General features: G+C 74.2%; 14 protein-coding genes. 7 read left to right on the top strand and 7 right to left on the bottom strand.

Annotation, left to right across the window (positions count from 1 at the left end):
• Positions 1–147: 147 nt before the first annotated feature.
• From A6A27_RS29240 to A6A27_RS29220, 5 genes are all read right to left on the bottom strand, one after another.
• Complete coding sequence (locus A6A27_RS29240) at positions 148–1,050, bottom strand: hypothetical protein (RefSeq protein WP_073837849.1); 903 nt, start codon at positions 1,048–1,050, stop codon at positions 148–150.
• 186 nt (positions 1,051–1,236) lie between these two features.
• Positions 1,237–1,677, bottom strand: a complete 441-nt coding sequence (locus tag A6A27_RS29235) for a DUF3263 domain-containing protein (RefSeq protein ID WP_073837848.1) — start codon at positions 1,675–1,677, stop codon at positions 1,237–1,239.
• Between the two features lie 121 nt (positions 1,678–1,798).
• The gene (locus A6A27_RS29230) at positions 1,799–2,812 is read right to left on the bottom strand and encodes an ABC transporter permease subunit (protein WP_073837847.1); all 1,014 of its coding nucleotides are present in this window, start codon (positions 2,810–2,812) and stop codon (positions 1,799–1,801) included.
• The gene (locus A6A27_RS29225) at positions 2,809–3,819 is read right to left on the bottom strand and encodes an ATP-binding cassette domain-containing protein (protein WP_073837846.1); all 1,011 of its coding nucleotides are present in this window, start codon (positions 3,817–3,819) and stop codon (positions 2,809–2,811) included. Before A6A27_RS29225 ends, A6A27_RS29230 begins: the two co-directional genes overlap by 4 nt.
• Before the next feature lie 119 nt (positions 3,820–3,938).
• The gene (locus tag A6A27_RS29220) at positions 3,939–4,724 is read right to left on the bottom strand and encodes a DeoR/GlpR family DNA-binding transcription regulator (protein WP_073837845.1); all 786 of its coding nucleotides are present in this window, start codon (positions 4,722–4,724) and stop codon (positions 3,939–3,941) included.
• Between the two features lie 200 nt (positions 4,725–4,924).
• Between A6A27_RS29220 and A6A27_RS29215 the strand changes: the two genes are divergently transcribed.
• The 3 genes from A6A27_RS29215 (at position 4,925) to nagA (ending at position 8,016) form a co-directional block, all read left to right on the top strand.
• Positions 4,925–5,854 (top strand): SIS domain-containing protein, encoded by a 930-nt coding sequence (locus A6A27_RS29215; protein ID WP_073837844.1) that lies wholly within the window; start codon positions 4,925–4,927, stop codon positions 5,852–5,854.
• A gap of 112 nt (positions 5,855–5,966) precedes the next feature.
• Positions 5,967–6,887 (top strand): ROK family protein, encoded by a 921-nt coding sequence (locus A6A27_RS29210; protein ID WP_073837843.1) that lies wholly within the window; start codon positions 5,967–5,969, stop codon positions 6,885–6,887.
• A 19-nt stretch (positions 6,888–6,906) separates the two neighbouring features.
• A complete protein-coding gene (nagA, locus tag A6A27_RS29205) occupies positions 6,907–8,016 on the top strand; it encodes an N-acetylglucosamine-6-phosphate deacetylase (RefSeq protein ID WP_073837842.1) in 1,110 nt (369 codons plus the stop codon).
• A 32-nt stretch (positions 8,017–8,048) separates the two neighbouring features.
• Here the strand turns inward: nagA and A6A27_RS29200 are convergent, their stop codons facing one another.
• Positions 8,049–9,260, bottom strand: coding sequence for a DUF4032 domain-containing protein (locus tag A6A27_RS29200; protein ID WP_073837841.1), 1,212 nt, complete (start codon positions 9,258–9,260; stop codon positions 8,049–8,051).
• A gap of 143 nt (positions 9,261–9,403) precedes the next feature.
• Between A6A27_RS29200 and A6A27_RS29195 the strand changes: the two genes are divergently transcribed.
• A complete protein-coding gene (locus A6A27_RS29195) occupies positions 9,404–10,141 on the top strand; it encodes a phosphatase PAP2 family protein (RefSeq protein ID WP_198940499.1) in 738 nt (245 codons plus the stop codon).
• Between the two features lie 4 nt (positions 10,142–10,145).
• On the opposite strand, the gene A6A27_RS29190 is transcribed toward A6A27_RS29195, so the two are convergent.
• Positions 10,146–11,924, bottom strand: a complete 1,779-nt coding sequence (locus A6A27_RS29190; protein WP_198940491.1) for a potassium channel protein — start codon at positions 11,922–11,924, stop codon at positions 10,146–10,148.
• Positions 11,925–12,011: 87 nt separating this feature from the next.
• Here A6A27_RS29190 and A6A27_RS29185 point away from each other — a divergent pair, with 87 nt between their 5' ends.
• The 3 genes from A6A27_RS29185 (at position 12,012) to A6A27_RS29175 (ending at position 14,770) form a co-directional block, all read left to right on the top strand.
• The gene (locus tag A6A27_RS29185; RefSeq protein WP_073837839.1) at positions 12,012–12,503 is read left to right on the top strand and encodes an MSMEG_6728 family protein; all 492 of its coding nucleotides are present in this window, start codon (positions 12,012–12,014) and stop codon (positions 12,501–12,503) included.
• Positions 12,504–12,545: 42 nt separating this feature from the next.
• Positions 12,546–14,069 carry an FAD-dependent oxidoreductase gene (locus A6A27_RS29180; protein ID WP_073837915.1) on the top strand — a complete coding sequence of 508 codons (1,524 nt, stop codon included), beginning with the start codon at positions 12,546–12,548 and terminating at the stop codon, positions 14,067–14,069.
• A gap of 257 nt (positions 14,070–14,326) precedes the next feature.
• On the top strand, positions 14,327–14,770 hold the full coding sequence (locus A6A27_RS29175; protein ID WP_073837838.1) for an HNH endonuclease: 444 nt from the start codon (positions 14,327–14,329) through the stop codon (positions 14,768–14,770).
• The last annotated feature ends 55 nt before the right edge of the window (positions 14,771–14,825 follow it).

Raw genomic sequence — 14,825 nt, 5'->3', positions numbered from 1 at the left:
CCGCAGTCTGCCGGTCGTACCGGCCCAAGTCCACCCCTTTGACCCCGGACTGGCGGTCCGGCGGAGGGTACCGGCCGGTCGTACCCCCTCGGTGTTCCGCATCACGCTCCGTTGTCGGCCGACCGGACCTTCTTCAGTCCGCCGGCTTCAGTCCGCCGCGCCGAACTCGCAGAACACCACCGAGGCGTCATCGGTCCGCTTGTGCCGGCGCAGCCGGTCCGGATGGTCCCGCTCGGCCGCCCGTACCCGGCCGATCAACCCCTCCGGCCCCTCCGCGGCGGTCACGTCGAGCAGGCCGGCCCAGTCGAAGAGGCCGAACTGCTCGACCGCGCAGGATGCGCCGTCGCTGAGCAGGGCCGCGCGCCGCACCGCCCCCGGCCCGCGCAGCGGCAGCGTCCCGGTCACCGCGTGGTACGCCGCGTCCGGGTCGGCGGCGGCCGCCCAGTAGCCGTGGGTCCGATTCATCCGAGCCCGCTGCACGGTCACCGACCGGCGGAACCGGGTCACCGGGTCGGCGTCCCCGTCGGGCAGCGCGGCGGCGGTGCCGCGCAGGTCCGCGAGCGCCGCGTCCAGCCGCTCGTCGGAGACCACGCTGACCTCGCCGCCGGCGTCCAGCACCAGCGGGCTGTCGCAGAGCACCAGGTAGTCCACCTGGTCGCCGCCCTCCCGGAGCAGACAGACCGTGGACGACGGGGTGCCCGGGTGGTCGAGGTCGCACTCCCCGCCGTGGTCCGCCCGGACCGCCAGGATCGCCGCCGCGAGGCTGCTCATCAGCGTGGCCGCCGGCCGGGCCGCGATGGCCAGGCCGATCCGGGCGGCCAGGTGGCGGACGTACCAGGCCGGACCGTGCACGCAGCCGGTGTCGAAGCCCTCCGGCACGGTGGCCCCGTCGAGGACCCCGACCAACGGCCCGAGCTGAAAGACGACGTCCTCGTTCTCCGCCCGGCCCGGCGCCGGATCGGAGGCGGACCGGACCCGCATCATCGGCGCCGTTCCGACCGGCCGCGCCGGCCGGCTCCCCGTCAGGTACCGGTGATCTGGTGCCCCCATCCGTCAGCTCCCTCCGTCCGCCCCAGCTCCGCGCCGCTGACGTCGCCTCCCCGGCCTACCCGGAGCGGCGGACGCCATGCGGGCGCTGACCGGGACGGATCCCGCAACGCACCCGATATGCCCCAGGCACCTCACCACGGGCCGCTGACAGCCGGCAAGCGGCGGCCCGCAAGGAGAAGTGGGCCGTCAACGCCGCCGGTTGCGGGTCCGGGAAGAGCGCAACCGGCGCAGCCGGCCGATCAGCACCGGCTCGGCGGCCAGCGCGGCCGGGTGGTCGAGCAGCGCGTTGAGCAACTGGTAGTACCGGGTGGCAGAGAGCCCGAAGGTGTCCCGGATGGCCTGCTCCTTGGCACCGGCGTGCTTCCACCACTGCTGCTCGAAGGTGAGGATCCGCCGCTCCCGCTCGGTCAGGCCGGCCGCGACGTCGGCCGGCTGGTCGTCGGCGGCCTCGGCCGGCGGGGCGTCGGCGGCGGCCGGCGGCGGGACGGCGGGCGGGGACGGATCGGCCTCGACGGCCGGGGCGGAGCGGGGCGGGGGGACGGTGACGCCGGCCTCCCGGCGGGCGACGTCGGCGGGCCCGGACGGCTCGGGCCGGTCGGTGGCGGCCGCGGAGGCGTCGGCGGGCATGGCGCTCCTCGGGAGGCGGGCGACCGGCACGGCTACCGCCGGCCGGGGGGACCCCAGCGTAACCAGGGCCCGCCCCGGCCGCATCGGACGCGGGGTCCGCGCCGCGGACACCGCCCAGCGGTCAGGAGATGTCCCGCCGGCGCATCAGCCAGAACGCGCCGACCAGCACCACCGCGAAGCCCACGCCGAACACCAAGGCCGAGTCCTGCCAGGTGATCAGCAGTTCGGCGGGCTTGCACTCGCCCTTGGTGAACTCGCACGCGTCGTAGTCGAGCAGCTGCACCTGTTTCATGAACCACGCCTGCGCGTACGTGGAGAGGACGAACCGGTCGCCGAACGCAACGCCGAGGACGCCGACCGCGATGCGGATGGCGACCTCGCTGATCGCGAAGACCGCCACGGCAGCGCCGAGCGCCATCGCGGTGTGCCGGCCGAGCGAGGCCAGCGCGAAGGCGACCGCGCCGACCGCCAGGACGAGCCCGACCGCCCGCAGACCATCGAGCCCGATCGAGCGCCAGACCCCGGCGGTCACCTTGGCGGTGGTCCCCTTGTAGGTGCCGATCAGCCAGAAGGCCAGCGTCCAGAACGCCCCGAGCACGACGCTCACCCCGAGCACCGTGGTGAGCAGCGCGGCCAGCTTGGCGCCCAGCACGGCGAGTCGCTTCGGCCGCCAGAGCAGCAGGTTCATCATCCCGCCGGTGCTCCACTCGGCCCCGACGAAGGAGGCGCCGACGATGAACGCGAAGAGCGCCACCGCGCCGGCGAACACGGCGATGAACATGGGAAATTCGGCCCGGAAGTCGAACTGGTAGGGCAGGTTCCACTTCGGGTCGAACATCTCCGGCTGCGGCTGCCACTGGCGACCGCAGTCCGGGCCGTAGCGATCCTCGGTCTTCTCGCCACGCGCGGCAGCGGCGTCGCACTCGGTGACGGACCGCTCCCAGTCCTTGACCGCCTGCCGGTAGTCGGCGTCCGCCTTCGCCTGCGCTTCGGCAACGACGGCCGGGGAAAGCTTGTGGCTGGAGAAGCTGAAGGCGGTGGCCACCCCGGCCAGCCCGAGCAGCAGCAGGACCAGCAGCAGCCGGGTGAGCCGGCGCTTGGAAAGCCGGCGCAGTTCGGTGACGTACAGGCTCATGCGCCCCAACCTCCTCCGGCGCCGGCGGAGCCCGGCTCACCGACCTTCGTGGACTGGTCGACCTGCCGGTGCTGGCCGGGAACCGGCGCGGTGGCGGTCAGTTCGAGGAAGACGCTCTCCAGGTCGACCGCGACCGGCGTCAGCTCGCTGACGTACAGGCCCTGCTCGGCGAGGAGGCGGCTGACCGAGGCCGGCTTGTCGACGCCGGTGAGCAGCAGGTGGTCCGGTTCCGTGGCGCTCACCCGGATGCCGGCCCGGGTGAGCGCGTCGGCAGCTCGCGGCAGGTCGATGACCGCCTCCAGCCGGACCCGTACGGTGCCCTGCGAGTGGGCGGCGAGCACCTGCTCGACCGGCCCGAACGCGACCCGCCGACCCAGTGAGATGATGGTGACCGAGTCGCATATGAGCTGGATCTCGCCGAGGATGTGGCTGGAGAGCACCACGGTCATCCCCGCGCCGGCCAGGTCCCGCATCAGGCTGCGCATCTCCCGGATGCCGCCCGGGTCGAGGCCGTTGGCGGGCTCGTCCAGGATCAGCAGCTTCGGGTTCTTGAGCAGCGCCGAGGCGACCGCCAGCCGCTGCTTCATGCCCAGTGAGTAGGTCTTGACCCGCTCGCCGGCCCGGTCCCGGAGCCCGACCAGCTCCAGCACCTCGTCGACCCGTTGCCGCGGCAGCTCGCCCGCCTGGGCGAGCAGGCCGAGGGTGTCCCGGGCCGAGAAGTGCGGGAAGAACTGCGGACTCTCCACGATGGCCCCGACCTGACCGGCCACGGCTGGCAGCGCCTGCGGCAGCTCGTGGCCGAGGAGCGCCATCCGGCCATCGTTGGGCCGGATGAGGCCGAGCAGCGTACGCAGGGTGGTGGTCTTGCCCGAACCGTTCGGGCCCAGGAAGCCGTGCACCTGCCCGGCCTCGACCCGCATGTCGAAGCCGTCGAGCGCGTGTCGCACCCCGCGTTTGCGGCTCCGGTACGTCTTGCGGAGACCCTCGATCTCCAGGACAGCCGACAAGCTGACCTCCCCCGATGTATAGGTGACAGCGCACACCATACTTGGTATGCAGCCGGCTGCAATACCGGGTATGCAGCGACTCGCTCAACCGAGTTGCCGAGAGGGGCTTTCCCGGCCGGTCAGGCGCAGATGACCTGCACCCCGGCGTCCCGGAACGCCTGCACCACGGCGGGAGCCGCGCCGGAGTCGGTGACCAGCGTCTCCACCCGGTCCACCGGGCAGATCCGGGCGAAGGCGTGACCGCCCAGCTTGGACGAGTCGGCGATCACCACCACCCGCTTGGCCCGGGCCACCATCAGGCTGTTCATCGCCGCCTCACCCTCGTGATGGGCGGCGGCGCCGAGCTGCGGGTCGATCGCGTCCACGCCGAGCAGCGCGACGTCCAGGGTCACCTCGCGCAGCAGCGCCCCGCCCAACGGGCCGACCAGCTCGAATGACTTCGGCCGGACCACACCGCCGGCCACCACCACCTTCATCCGGGAGCGGACCAGCAGCTCGTTGGCGATGTTCAGCGCGTTGGTGACCACGGTGAGCTGGGCGCCCTCGGCGCTGGTGTTGAGGTCCGGCCGGACGGCGAGGGCCCGGGCCACCTCGGTGCTGGTGGTGCCACCGTTCAGGCCGACCACGGTGCCCGGGGACACCAGCGCCGCGGCGGCCGCCCCGATCCGCTGCTTCTCGGCCGAGTGCTTGGCGGTCTTGTAGCGCAGCGGCAGGTCGTACGACACCCCGTTGGCGACCGCCCCGCCCCGGGTACGCGTGATCATCTGCTGCTGGGCGAGCTGGTCGAAGTCACGCCGGATGGTGGCCTGGGAGACGTCCAGGCGCTCGGCCGCCTCCTCGACGCTGACCCGGCCGCTGTCAGTCAGCATCTCGAGCAGGGCGTTCCATCGGGCGTACCGGTCCACCTCGGGGGCCTCCCCTGACTCTGCACGAACGGTGATTGATTGCGTGCACAGTAGTGCGCGAAACTACCAAGGCGCAAAACCCTGACCTGCGCAATCTGGGAGGCGGTTGCCACAGCCACCCCGGTTCGCGCAGAATGACGCGCGAAAGGCGGCCATAACGCGCCGTATTGCGCAAGGTCTCCCCTTGGCGAGGAGTTGTCATGGCGTACGTGCACGCGGAGATCGCGAGCCAGCCCGACTGCTGGCGGGAGGCGGCGCGGCTCGTCCCGACGGTCGCCGACCGCCTGCCGCGCCCCGGCGAGCGGGTCGCCGTCGTCGGCTGCGGCACGTCGTGGTTCATGGGGACGGCGTACGCCGGGCTGCGCGAGCGCGCCGGCCAGGGCGAGACGGACGCCTTCCAGGCCAGCGAGTTCCCCGCCGGCCGCCGCTACGACCGGCTCATCGCCATCACCCGCTCCGGCACCACCACCGAGGTGCTGGACCTGCTCGCCGCGCTGCGCGGCCAGCTTCCCACCACGGTCCTGGTCGGCGACCCGACCTCCCCGGCGGTCGAGCTGGCCGACGCCGCGGTGACCCTGCCCTTCGCCGACGAGCGCTCAGTCGTGCAGACCCGGTTCGCCACCACCGCGCTCGCGCTGCTCCGCGCCCACCTCGGCGAGGACCTGGGCCGACTGGCCGCCGACGCCGAGGTGGCCGTCCGGGCCCCGCTGCCACTCGACCCGGCCCGGGTCGAGCAGGTCACCTTCCTCGGGCGCGGCTGGACGGTCGGGCTGGCCCAGGAGGCCGCGCTGAAGTGCCGCGAGGCGGCCACCTTCTGGGCCGAGGCGTACCCGGCGATGGACTACCGGCACGGCCCCATCTCGATCGCCGCCCCGGGCCGGCTGGTCTGGGCGTTCGGCGGGATCCCCGACGGGCTGCCCGAAGACGTCGCGGCCACCGGCGCCACCTTCGTGCACAGCCGTACCCACGGCTGCCACACGGTGCTGACCAGCTGGGCGGCCGGGCGTACCCCGGTCGACCCGATGGCCGACCTGATCCTCGCCCAGCGCTTCGCCGTCGCGCTGGCCACCAGCCGCGGCCTCGACCCGGACGCCCCCCGGCACCTGACCCGCTCCGTGGTGCTCGCGTGAGCGAGTGCAACGGGCTCAGCGCGAAGCACCGGCTCGGGTGCGGTGGGCGGGGAATCAGCCAGCTCAGCCCAGAGGTGCCGCACGGCGTCGGCGAGCGAAGCGAGACGACGGCGTGAGCTCAGGCGACGAGGTCGTCGTCGCGTTGGACGTGGGCGGCACCGGGATGAAGTGCGGCCTGGTCCGCCCCGACGGCCGGATTGTGCACGCCGAACGGCACGCCACCGAGGCGGCGCGCGGCCCCGAGGCAGTGATCGGGACGATCCTCGACGTCGCCGAAGGACTGGCCGGCAAGGCCCGCGCCGCGGGACTCACCCCGGTGGCCTTCGGAATCGCCGTACCGGGGGTGGTCGACGAGGCCCGCGGGGTCGCGGTCTGGTCGGCGAACGTGGGCTTCCGGGACGTACCGCTGCGGGAGCTGGCGCAGGCCCGGCTCGGCCTGCCGACGGCGCTCGGCCACGACGTGCGGGCGGGCGGCCTGGCGGAGGCCCGCCTCGGCGCCGGCCGCGGCGGCGGCCACGTGCTCTTCGTCGCGATCGGCACCGGCATCGCCGCCGCCCACGTGGTCGACGGGTCGGCCGCCGTCGGCGCGCACGGTGCCGCCGGGGAGATCGGCCACATCCTGGTACGCCCCGGCGGCCCGCGCTGCGGCTGCGGCCGCCCGGGCTGCCTGGAGGCGGTGGCGTCGGCCTCGGCCATCGGCCGCCGGTACACCGAACTGGCCGGTGCCCCGACCACGGCGGCCGAGGTGGCGGACCGGGCGGCGGCCGGTGAACCGCTGGCCGGCCAGGTCTGGCGGGAGGCGGTCGAGGCGCTCGCCGACGGGCTCGCCACCGCCCAGGCGCTCTTCGACGTCGAGACGATCGTGATCGGCGGCGGGCTGGCCCAGGCCGGGCCCCGGCTGCTCGACCCGCTGCGCGGGGCGCTACGCGGACGGCTGACCTTCCACCGGGAGCCGCGCCTGGTCGCGGCCGCCCTCGGCGACGAGGCCGGCTGCCTCGGCGCCGCCCTGCTCGCCCTGGACGCCCGACCCTGACCGTGGAGAAGGAGAGTCGATGACCCTGCGCGTGACCGGCAAGGTGGTGACCCCGACCGGCGTGACCCGGCAGGGCTGCGTCGAGATCGTGGGTGACCGGATCCGGGCCGTCGCCGAGTACCCGTCGGTGCGCGACGGGCACTGGATCGTGCCGGGCTTCGTGGACATGCACACCCACGGCGGAGGCGGGCACACCTTCACCACCGGCGACGTCGAGTCGGCCCGCGAGGCCGCCGCGTTCCACCTGCGGCACGGCACCACCACCCTGCTGGCGAGCCTGGTCAGCTCTCCGTTCTCGTTGATGCGGGAGGCGACCACCGCGTACCGGCCGCTGGTCGAGTCCGGCGTGCTGGCCGGCGTCCACTTCGAGGGGCCGTACCTGTCGGCGGACCGCTGCGGTGCGCAGAACCCGGAGTTCCTCCGCGACCCGTCCACGGACGAGTTGGCGGAGCTGATCGAACTGGGCGGCGGCGCGGTCCGGATGGTCACCCTGGCCCCGGAGCGGGACGGTGCGCTGGAGGCGATCAAGCTGCTCGCCGCGCGCGGCGTGGTGGCCGCGGTCGGGCACACGGACGCCACCTGGGCGCAGACCCGGGCCGCCGTGGCCGCTGGCGCGAGCGTCGGGACCCACCTGTTCAACGGGATGCGCCCGGTGCACCACCGGGAACCCGGACCGGTGATCGCCCTGCTCGAGGCGCCGAACGTGGTCTGCGAGCTGGTCGCCGACGGGGTGCACCTGCACGACGGCATGCTCGCCTTCGCCACCTCGGTGGCCGGCGCGGAGCGGGCTGCCCTGATCACCGACGCGATGGCCGCCGCCGGCATGCCCGACGGCGAGTACGAGCTGGGCGGGCAGGCGGTCACAGTGTCCGGCGGGGTGGCCCGGCTGAGCCGGGACGGCGCGATCGCCGGCAGCACCCTGACCATGGACGCCGCCCTGCGGCACGCCGTGGCGGCGGGCATCGCCTGGCCGGACGCCTGCCGGATGGTCGCCACCACCCCGGCCCGGGCGATCGGCCTGGGTGACCAGGTCGGTGCGCTCCAGCCCGGGCTCCGGGCCGACCTCGTCGTGCTCGACGACGACTTCAACGTGGTCCGGGTGATGCGCGGCGGCGCCTGGGTGGAGTGACGCCGCGGGCTGCGGCGCGGGGCGAGTCGGCGTCAGCCGGCGGTCGGGACCTCGACGCCGAGCACTGCCTGCTCGTCCGGGCGGTGCACCAGCACGTCCGACAGGTACGACTGCACCGCGTGGCGCATGCCGACGTCCCGGCCGGCCCGCTCGGACAGCAGCCACTTGTGCTCGATGATCTGGGTGAACAGCTCCTGCGGCTCCAGCTTGCTCCGCAGGTGCGCCGGCACCGCCCGAACCACCGGCTCGAACACCTCGGTCAGCCAGCGGTGGGCCGCCTGCTGCTCGTCGGTCAGGTCACTCTCCACCCGGTACGCGTCCAGGTCGTTGAGGAGCTTGCGGGCCTGGTTCTCCTCGGCGTCCAGGCCGGTGAGGCGGAGCAGCCGCCGGGTGTGGTAGCCGACGTCGACCACCTTCGGCCGGACCAGGTACCGCCCGTCGTCGGCGGTGGACATGGCCACCTCGGCGACGTCGAAGCCCAGCTCGTTGAGGCGGCGGATCCGCCCCTCGATGTCGTGCCGGGCGTCCCGCTCGATCTGCTGCTCGTAGGTGATCTCGTGCCACAGCCGCTCGTACCGCTGCACGACCTGCTCGCAGACCATCTCCGGGTCGATCGACTCGTGCAGCAGCCCGGCGGCCTGCAGGTCCAGCGCCTCGCCAAAGATATTGACCCGGGCGATCTCCAGATCCTCGCCACGCTGCCCGTTGGAGAGCGAGCGGTGCAACGCCCCGGTCTCGGCGTCCACCAGATACGCGGCGAACGCCCCGGCGTCCCGCCGGAACAGGGTGTTGGACAGCGAGCAGTCGCCCCAGAAGAAGCCGGTCAGGTGCATCCGGACCAGCAGCACCGCCAGCGCGTCGAGCAGCCGGTTCAGGGTCTCCGGCCGCAGCGTCCGGGAGAAGAGCGCCCGGTACGGCAGGGAGAACTGGAGGTGCCGGGTGATCAGCACCGGGTCCAGCGGCTGGCCGTCGTCGCCCTGCCGGTCCGCCACGATCGCGACCGCCTCGACCGACGGGAAGTCGATCCGCTCCAGGGCCCGGAGCAGGTCGTACTCCCGCTCGGCGACCCGCTCGCCGGTCTCCTTCACCGCGTAGACGTAGTCGCCGAGCCGGACGAAACGGACGATGTGCCGCGAGATGCCCTGCGGCAGCGCGACCAGGTGCTGCGCAGGCCACTCCTCCAGCGGGGTCGACCAGGGGAGGTCGAGCAGCGCTGGGTCGACGAGGGCCGAGGTGATCCGCACGGCGACAAGTGTGACGCTTCCCCTGGTGCGGCGCTTCCCATCGTGGGCCGGCCCACAGCCCCGCCGCCCGCCCGTGCCCGGGCTACGTGGGCGGCGGCCGGTAGCGTGGTCGAGTGCGGGAGACCACGGGAGTACGCGAGAAGCTGCGGCTCCGGCCCGTCCGGCCGGCTGGCTGGTGGTGGGACGGACTGCTGCTCGCCGCCCTGGTGGCCCTGACCGTGACACTCGCCACCGGCCACCTCCTCGGGGTGGACCGGGCGGTCGCCGACTGGGCCGCGGACCACCGCCCCACCGCCGCCCGGTGGACGGCCATGCTCCTCAACCTGCTGGGTCAGGGCACCCCGCTGACGCTGCTCGCGGCCGGGCTGGGGGTGCTGGTGGCGATCCGGCTCCGCTCGGTCCGCCCGGTGCTGCCACCGGTCGCCGGGTTCGTGCTGACCTACCTGACCATCGGGCCGTTGAAGGTGTGGACCGCGCGGCCGGCGCCGAGCGCCAGCGTCAAGGAGCCGTTCCTGCCGCCGGACCAGACGTTGCCGCTGTTCCAGCACGACCTGCCGGTGCGCTTCGCCCAGTCGTACCCGTCGGGGCACGTGGCCAACGCGATCGTCTGGTACGGCGTGCTCGCCCTGCTCCTGGCGCCGCTGCTGCGCACCTTCGGCCGAACCGTCCCGCCCCGGCTGGTCACCGTGGTCCGGGTGCTGCCGCCGCTCATCGTGCTCTGCACGACCACGTACCTCGGCTGGCACTGGCTGACCGACTCGGTCGCCGGGCTGCTGCTCGGCCTGCTGCTGGACCGGCTGCTGCACCGGGTGCCCTGGGACGGCCTGCCGCTACCCGGGGCGCTGCGGAGGTGGGACCGCCCGTTCATCTCGGCCTCGTAGCCGGTCACTCGTCCGGCTGGCGCGGCGCGGGGGTGCCCGTCGGCTCGGGCGGAAGCGGAGTGGTCTCCCGGAGCAGGGCGCTCAGCCCGGCGCGCCGGGCCACCACGGTCAACCGGTCCCCCGCGTTGATCACCATCCGCGGGTCGGCGGACCACTCGGTGCGCTGCCCGGCGCGGGTGTACGCGAGCAGCCGCACCTCGCCGGGGCGGGCCACCGCGGCGAGGGGGCGGCCGTCCAGGGACGCACCCGCCATGACCGGCACGTCGGTGACCAGCAGCGCGTGCCGGTCGACCGGGATGGTGGCGATCACCGCGCGGTCCAGCAGCGCCGCCGCGAACGCGGGCGCGGCCAGGTACGACACGCTGCGGGAGATGCCGATGCCGAACGCCTGCTGGATCCGCTCGGCGAAGTCGCCGTCGAAGAGTCGCAGCACCACCCGCAGATCGGGGTCGAGGCTGCGGGCGTTCAGCGCGGCGCGCAGGTTGGCGCCGTCGTCGGTGGAGACCACCACCAGCGCTTGGCAGGTCGCCACCGAGGCGGCCCGCAGCGTCTCCTCCTCGCCGGCGTCCCCGACGATCAGCGGCACCTCGAGCCGGTGGGCGAGCGCCGCGCCCCGGGCGTCCGGGTTGCGGTCGATGGCGACCACCTCGACGCCGAAGTCGTGCAGTTGGGCCATCACCCGGGTGCCGATGTTGCCCAGCCCGACCACCACCACATGGCCCGTACGGTCGGGTTGGATCCGGCCGTTGTGCAGGGCGAGCCGGGCGTTGACGATGCCGTCAACCACGGCGGCCGTGATGAGCGGGATCAGCGCCAGCCCGGCCAGGGTGAGCACCACCTGCATGATCTGGGCGGCGACGCTCTTGTCGAGGTCCGGGTCCTGCCCGCTCAACGAGGTGACCAGGGTGAGGTAGAGGGCGTCGGACCAGTTCACGTGCGCGGCGCCGGAGTTCAGCCAGCCGAGGACGGCGATCATCGCGAGCAGCACCAGCACCGCCACGCCGATCTTGCGGGTGGCGAAGCTGCGGACCGCGCGGAGAAGCACCACGGCGGGCTGCCGGCGCCGCCGGGCCCGGACCAGCCGGCGGGCGGCCAGCTCGGCACCGGCCGGCTGCCCGGTCGCCTCGGCCAGCACCACATCGGCCGCCGCCTCGTCGGCGGGCAGCACCCGGATCAGCTCGGGGTCGGTGGTGACGGCCAGCCCGGTGAGCACGTCCTGCGGGCGTACGTCGGCGCGGCGGGCCACGTAGAGGGTGCGTCCGGCGTGCCGGAAATGGGTGGGGGCCAGCTCGCCGAGCGCGGCCGCGACGAACGCCGGGGCGGCCATCGAGGCGTCGGAGAGCACCGCCGAGTCGGGAAAGAGCTGCCGCAGGCCGTTGGCGAGGCTGGTGTTGAACATGCGTACCACCAGGCGGAGCCGAGGCTCGACCTCCCGGGCGCAGAGCGCGGCGTGCATGTTGCCCACGTCGTCCTGATGCAGCAGGGCCAGCCCGTCCGCGCCGGCCAGCCCGGCCCGGCGGAAGGCGGCCTCGTCGAGCCGGTCGGCCAGGACCACCTGGACGCCCTCGATGTCCCGGCCGTCGGGCCCCTCGGAGCGGCGGCGCTCGGGCACGATCAGCGTGACCCGGATCTGCCCGGTGGGCGAGTCGGTGGCGAGCAACGACCGGACCACCCAGTACGCCAGCGGATCGGAACCGCAGACCACGTAGTGCGGACGGACCTCGCCGTTCATCCGGAGCCGCCAGCCGGCGCGGCGCGCGCGGTCGCGCAGGGGGTCGGCCATGCCCGGATCGTAGTCACCCGCTCGCGGTGCGCGCAGCCCCATGATCGTGAACGCATGGCGTCCCGGGGTACGGGTAGATGGAGCGCCATGCAGACGTTCCTCCCGTACCCGGATTTTCTGGCGAGCGCCCGGACGCTGGACCAGAAACGGCTGGGCAAGCAGCGGGTGGAGGCCATCCAGGTGCTGCGCGGGCTGACCTGGCCGACCTACGGCTGGCGCAACCACCCGGCGGTGAAGATGTGGGCCGGGTACGAGGAGGCGCTGACCCGGTACGGGCTGGACGTGTGCGCCGTGTGGGGCGAGCCGGGGCGGGCGGACACCTGCGCGGCCACGCTGACCACGGACCTCGCCACCGCCTGCGGCGTCACCACCGTCCGTACCCAGCTGGAGCTGGCCGAGGCCGGGGAGCTGCCGCCCTGGCTGGGCCGGGAGGACCTGCACCGCAGCCACCGGTCGTCGCTGCTGCGCAAGGACCCGGCGCACTACGGCCCCCAGTTCGCCGACGTCCCGCCCGACCTCGAGTACGTCTGGCCCGCCTCCGACCGGGAACGACGCTGTCTGCCGCCGCCCGAGGGCTGAGCCGGGCAGACTGGAGATTCTCCTCGGGCGGAGGTGCACGCGGTGGCGCTGTCGCGAGCGGTCGGTCGACTCATCGGCGTACGCCGGCACGTGGTGGACCCGGGCGGCGGTGGCACCCCGCGCGTGCCGCGCCCGACGCGGGCGATGGTGGTCGGCGGCGGCATCGCCGGCATGTCCGCGGCGGTGGTGCTGGCCGAGCGCGGGGTGGCGGTGACCGTGCTGGAAGCGGCACCGGCCCTGGGCGGCCGGCTCGGCGCCTGGCCGGAGGAGCTGCCGGACGGCACCCGGCGCAACGAGCACGGCTTTCACGCGTTCTTCCGGCAGTACTACAACTGGCGGTCGATCCTCCGCCGGGTCGACCCGGCGCTGGGTTTCCTCAAGCCGGTCCCGGGCTATCCGGTGCTGTCCGCCGACTGGCCGGCGGAGGAATTCGGCCGGCTGCCGTCCGCGCCGCCGGCCAACCTGCTCGCCCTGCTGCTGCGCAGCCCGAGCCTGCGGCTGGCCGACCTGCGCGTGATGGACCGGGACGCCGCGCTGCCGCTGCTCGCCTACGATCCCGTAAGCACCTGGGCCGAGTTCGACGAGCGCACCGCCGACGAGCTGCTCGCCTCGCTGCGGCTGCCGGACCGGGCCCGGGCGATGCTCTTCGAGGTCTTCTCCCACTCGTTCTTCAACCACGAGGCGGAGATGTCGGCCGCCGAGATGATCGCCCAGTTCCACTTTTATCTGCTCGGCAATCCGGAAGGGCTGGCCTTCGACGCGCCGGACGAGGACTACGCGATGGCTATCTGGGCGCCGCTGACCCGGCACCTGCGCCGGCACGGCGGCCAGGTCCACACCGGTGTGACCGTCACCCGGCTGGACCGGGCCGCGGACGGCTGGCGGGTGAACACCGCCGACGGTGCGAGCCACGACGCCGGACACGTGGTGCTCGCCGTCGACCCGCCCGCGCTCGCCCGGCTGGTCGCCGCCTCGCCCGACCTGGTCGAGGCGGCGCCCCGGCTGGTGGCGCGGATGCCCGCGTTCGGCCGGCCCGGTCCCCCGTACGCGGTGGCGCGCTACTGGCTGGACGGCGACGTCCGCCCGGACCGGGCGGTGTTCAGCGGAGTGTCCCGGCAGCCCACCCTGGACTCGGTGACCCTGTACCACCGGCTGGCGGTCGAGCCGCGCCGCTGGGCCGAGCGCACCGGCGGTGCCGTGGTCGAGCTGCACGCGTACGCCTGCGAGCCGGACGTGCCGGCGGCGGAACTGGCCGAGCGGATGCGGGTCGAGCTGACCGCGCTCTGGCCGGAGGCGGCCGGCCTGCAGGTCCGCGCGCTGCGCGCCCGGGTGGAGGCGCGGGCCCCGGCGTTCCCGCCGGGCAGCCATCCCGACCGCCCGGGGGTTCGCACCGAAGTCAAGGGCCTCTACCTGGCCGGCGACGGGATCCGGACGGAGTTCCCCAGCGCCTTGATGGAGCGCTCGGCGGCGACCGGCATCCTCGCCGCCAACCACATCCTGAGGGCCGAGGGCGCGGCGGCCGAGCCGCTCCTCTCGGTCCGTCCCCGCGGCCTGCTGGCCCGCTAGGAATCGAAATGCGTTGCCCGCCTTTCCGGCCCCGATCTACCGTGAGCGCGCAAGGTCAACCACCGCTCTGGGAGCCGTCGATGTCGCTGCCACACCGCACCACCGTGCCGTCGTGGCTGGTCAACGTGGGTTGCCGAGCCGAAGGTCCCCGCCGGGGGTGGCCCGACTGACGCGTGCGCCCGTACGCGCCACAGCCGCCCCGTCGCCAGGACCGGGCGGCTTTTGCTGCCCGCCACCGATCGTGAAGGGAGAGCCCGGTGGACGCCGTCCTCGTTGTCAACGCCGACCTCGGCCCGCTGCACCGGGTCACCGTCCAGCACGCGATCAGGATGCTCTGCCGTCGGGTCGCCGAGATCCACGAGGCCGAGCCGGACCAGGTGATCGGGATCTTCCCGGTCCCCCGGGTGGTCCGCCTGGTCCGGTACGTGGTCACCCGCTGGCGGTTCAGCGCCGGGCCGGCCTGGTCGCGGGGCGGGGTGCTGCGCCGCGACGGCCGGCGCTGCGCGTACTGCGACGCCCCGGCCAGCACGATCGACCACATCCTGCCCCGTTCGCGCGGTGGCCGGAACACCTGGAGGAACACCACCGCCGCCTGCTACGAGTGCAACCAGCGCAAGGGCGACCGGACGCCGGCCGAGGCGGGCATGCCGCTGCGGCGCGAGCCGGTGACGCCGACCTGGGCGGCGCTCGCGGGGCGGTGACGACCGGCCGGCGGGCACAGGGGGTCGCGCCGGGGGTACGCCTCCGGCGCGGCGC

This window comes from Micromonospora sp. CB01531 (genome assembly GCF_001905095.1).
In the GTDB taxonomy this organism is placed as follows: domain Bacteria; phylum Actinomycetota; class Actinomycetes; order Mycobacteriales; family Micromonosporaceae; genus Micromonospora.
The sequence above is the reverse complement of the archived record's forward strand: the minus strand, read 5'-3'. Positions and strand labels throughout refer to the sequence as shown.

Bases quoted from the DNA above. Each gene is read 5' to 3' on its own strand.
- A6A27_RS29230 (WP_073837847.1), bottom strand. From the start codon at position 2,812: ATGAGCCTGTACGTCACCGAACTGCGCCGGCTTTCCAAGCGCCGGCTC.
- A6A27_RS29185 (WP_073837839.1), top strand. From the start codon at position 12,012: ATGCAGACGTTCCTCCCGTACCCGGATTTTCTGGCGAGCGCCCGGACG.
- nagA (WP_073837842.1), top strand. From the start codon at position 6,907: ATGACCCTGCGCGTGACCGGCAAGGTGGTGACCCCGACCGGCGTGACC.
- A6A27_RS29240 (WP_073837849.1), bottom strand. From the start codon at position 1,050: ATGGGGGCACCAGATCACCGGTACCTGACGGGGAGCCGGCCGGCGCGG.
- A6A27_RS29190 (WP_198940491.1), bottom strand. From the start codon at position 11,924: ATGGCCGACCCCCTGCGCGACCGCGCGCGCCGCGCCGGCTGGCGGCTC.
- A6A27_RS29235 (WP_073837848.1), bottom strand. From the start codon at position 1,677: ATGCCCGCCGACGCCTCCGCGGCCGCCACCGACCGGCCCGAGCCGTCC.
- A6A27_RS29215 (WP_073837844.1), top strand. From the start codon at position 4,925: ATGGCGTACGTGCACGCGGAGATCGCGAGCCAGCCCGACTGCTGGCGG.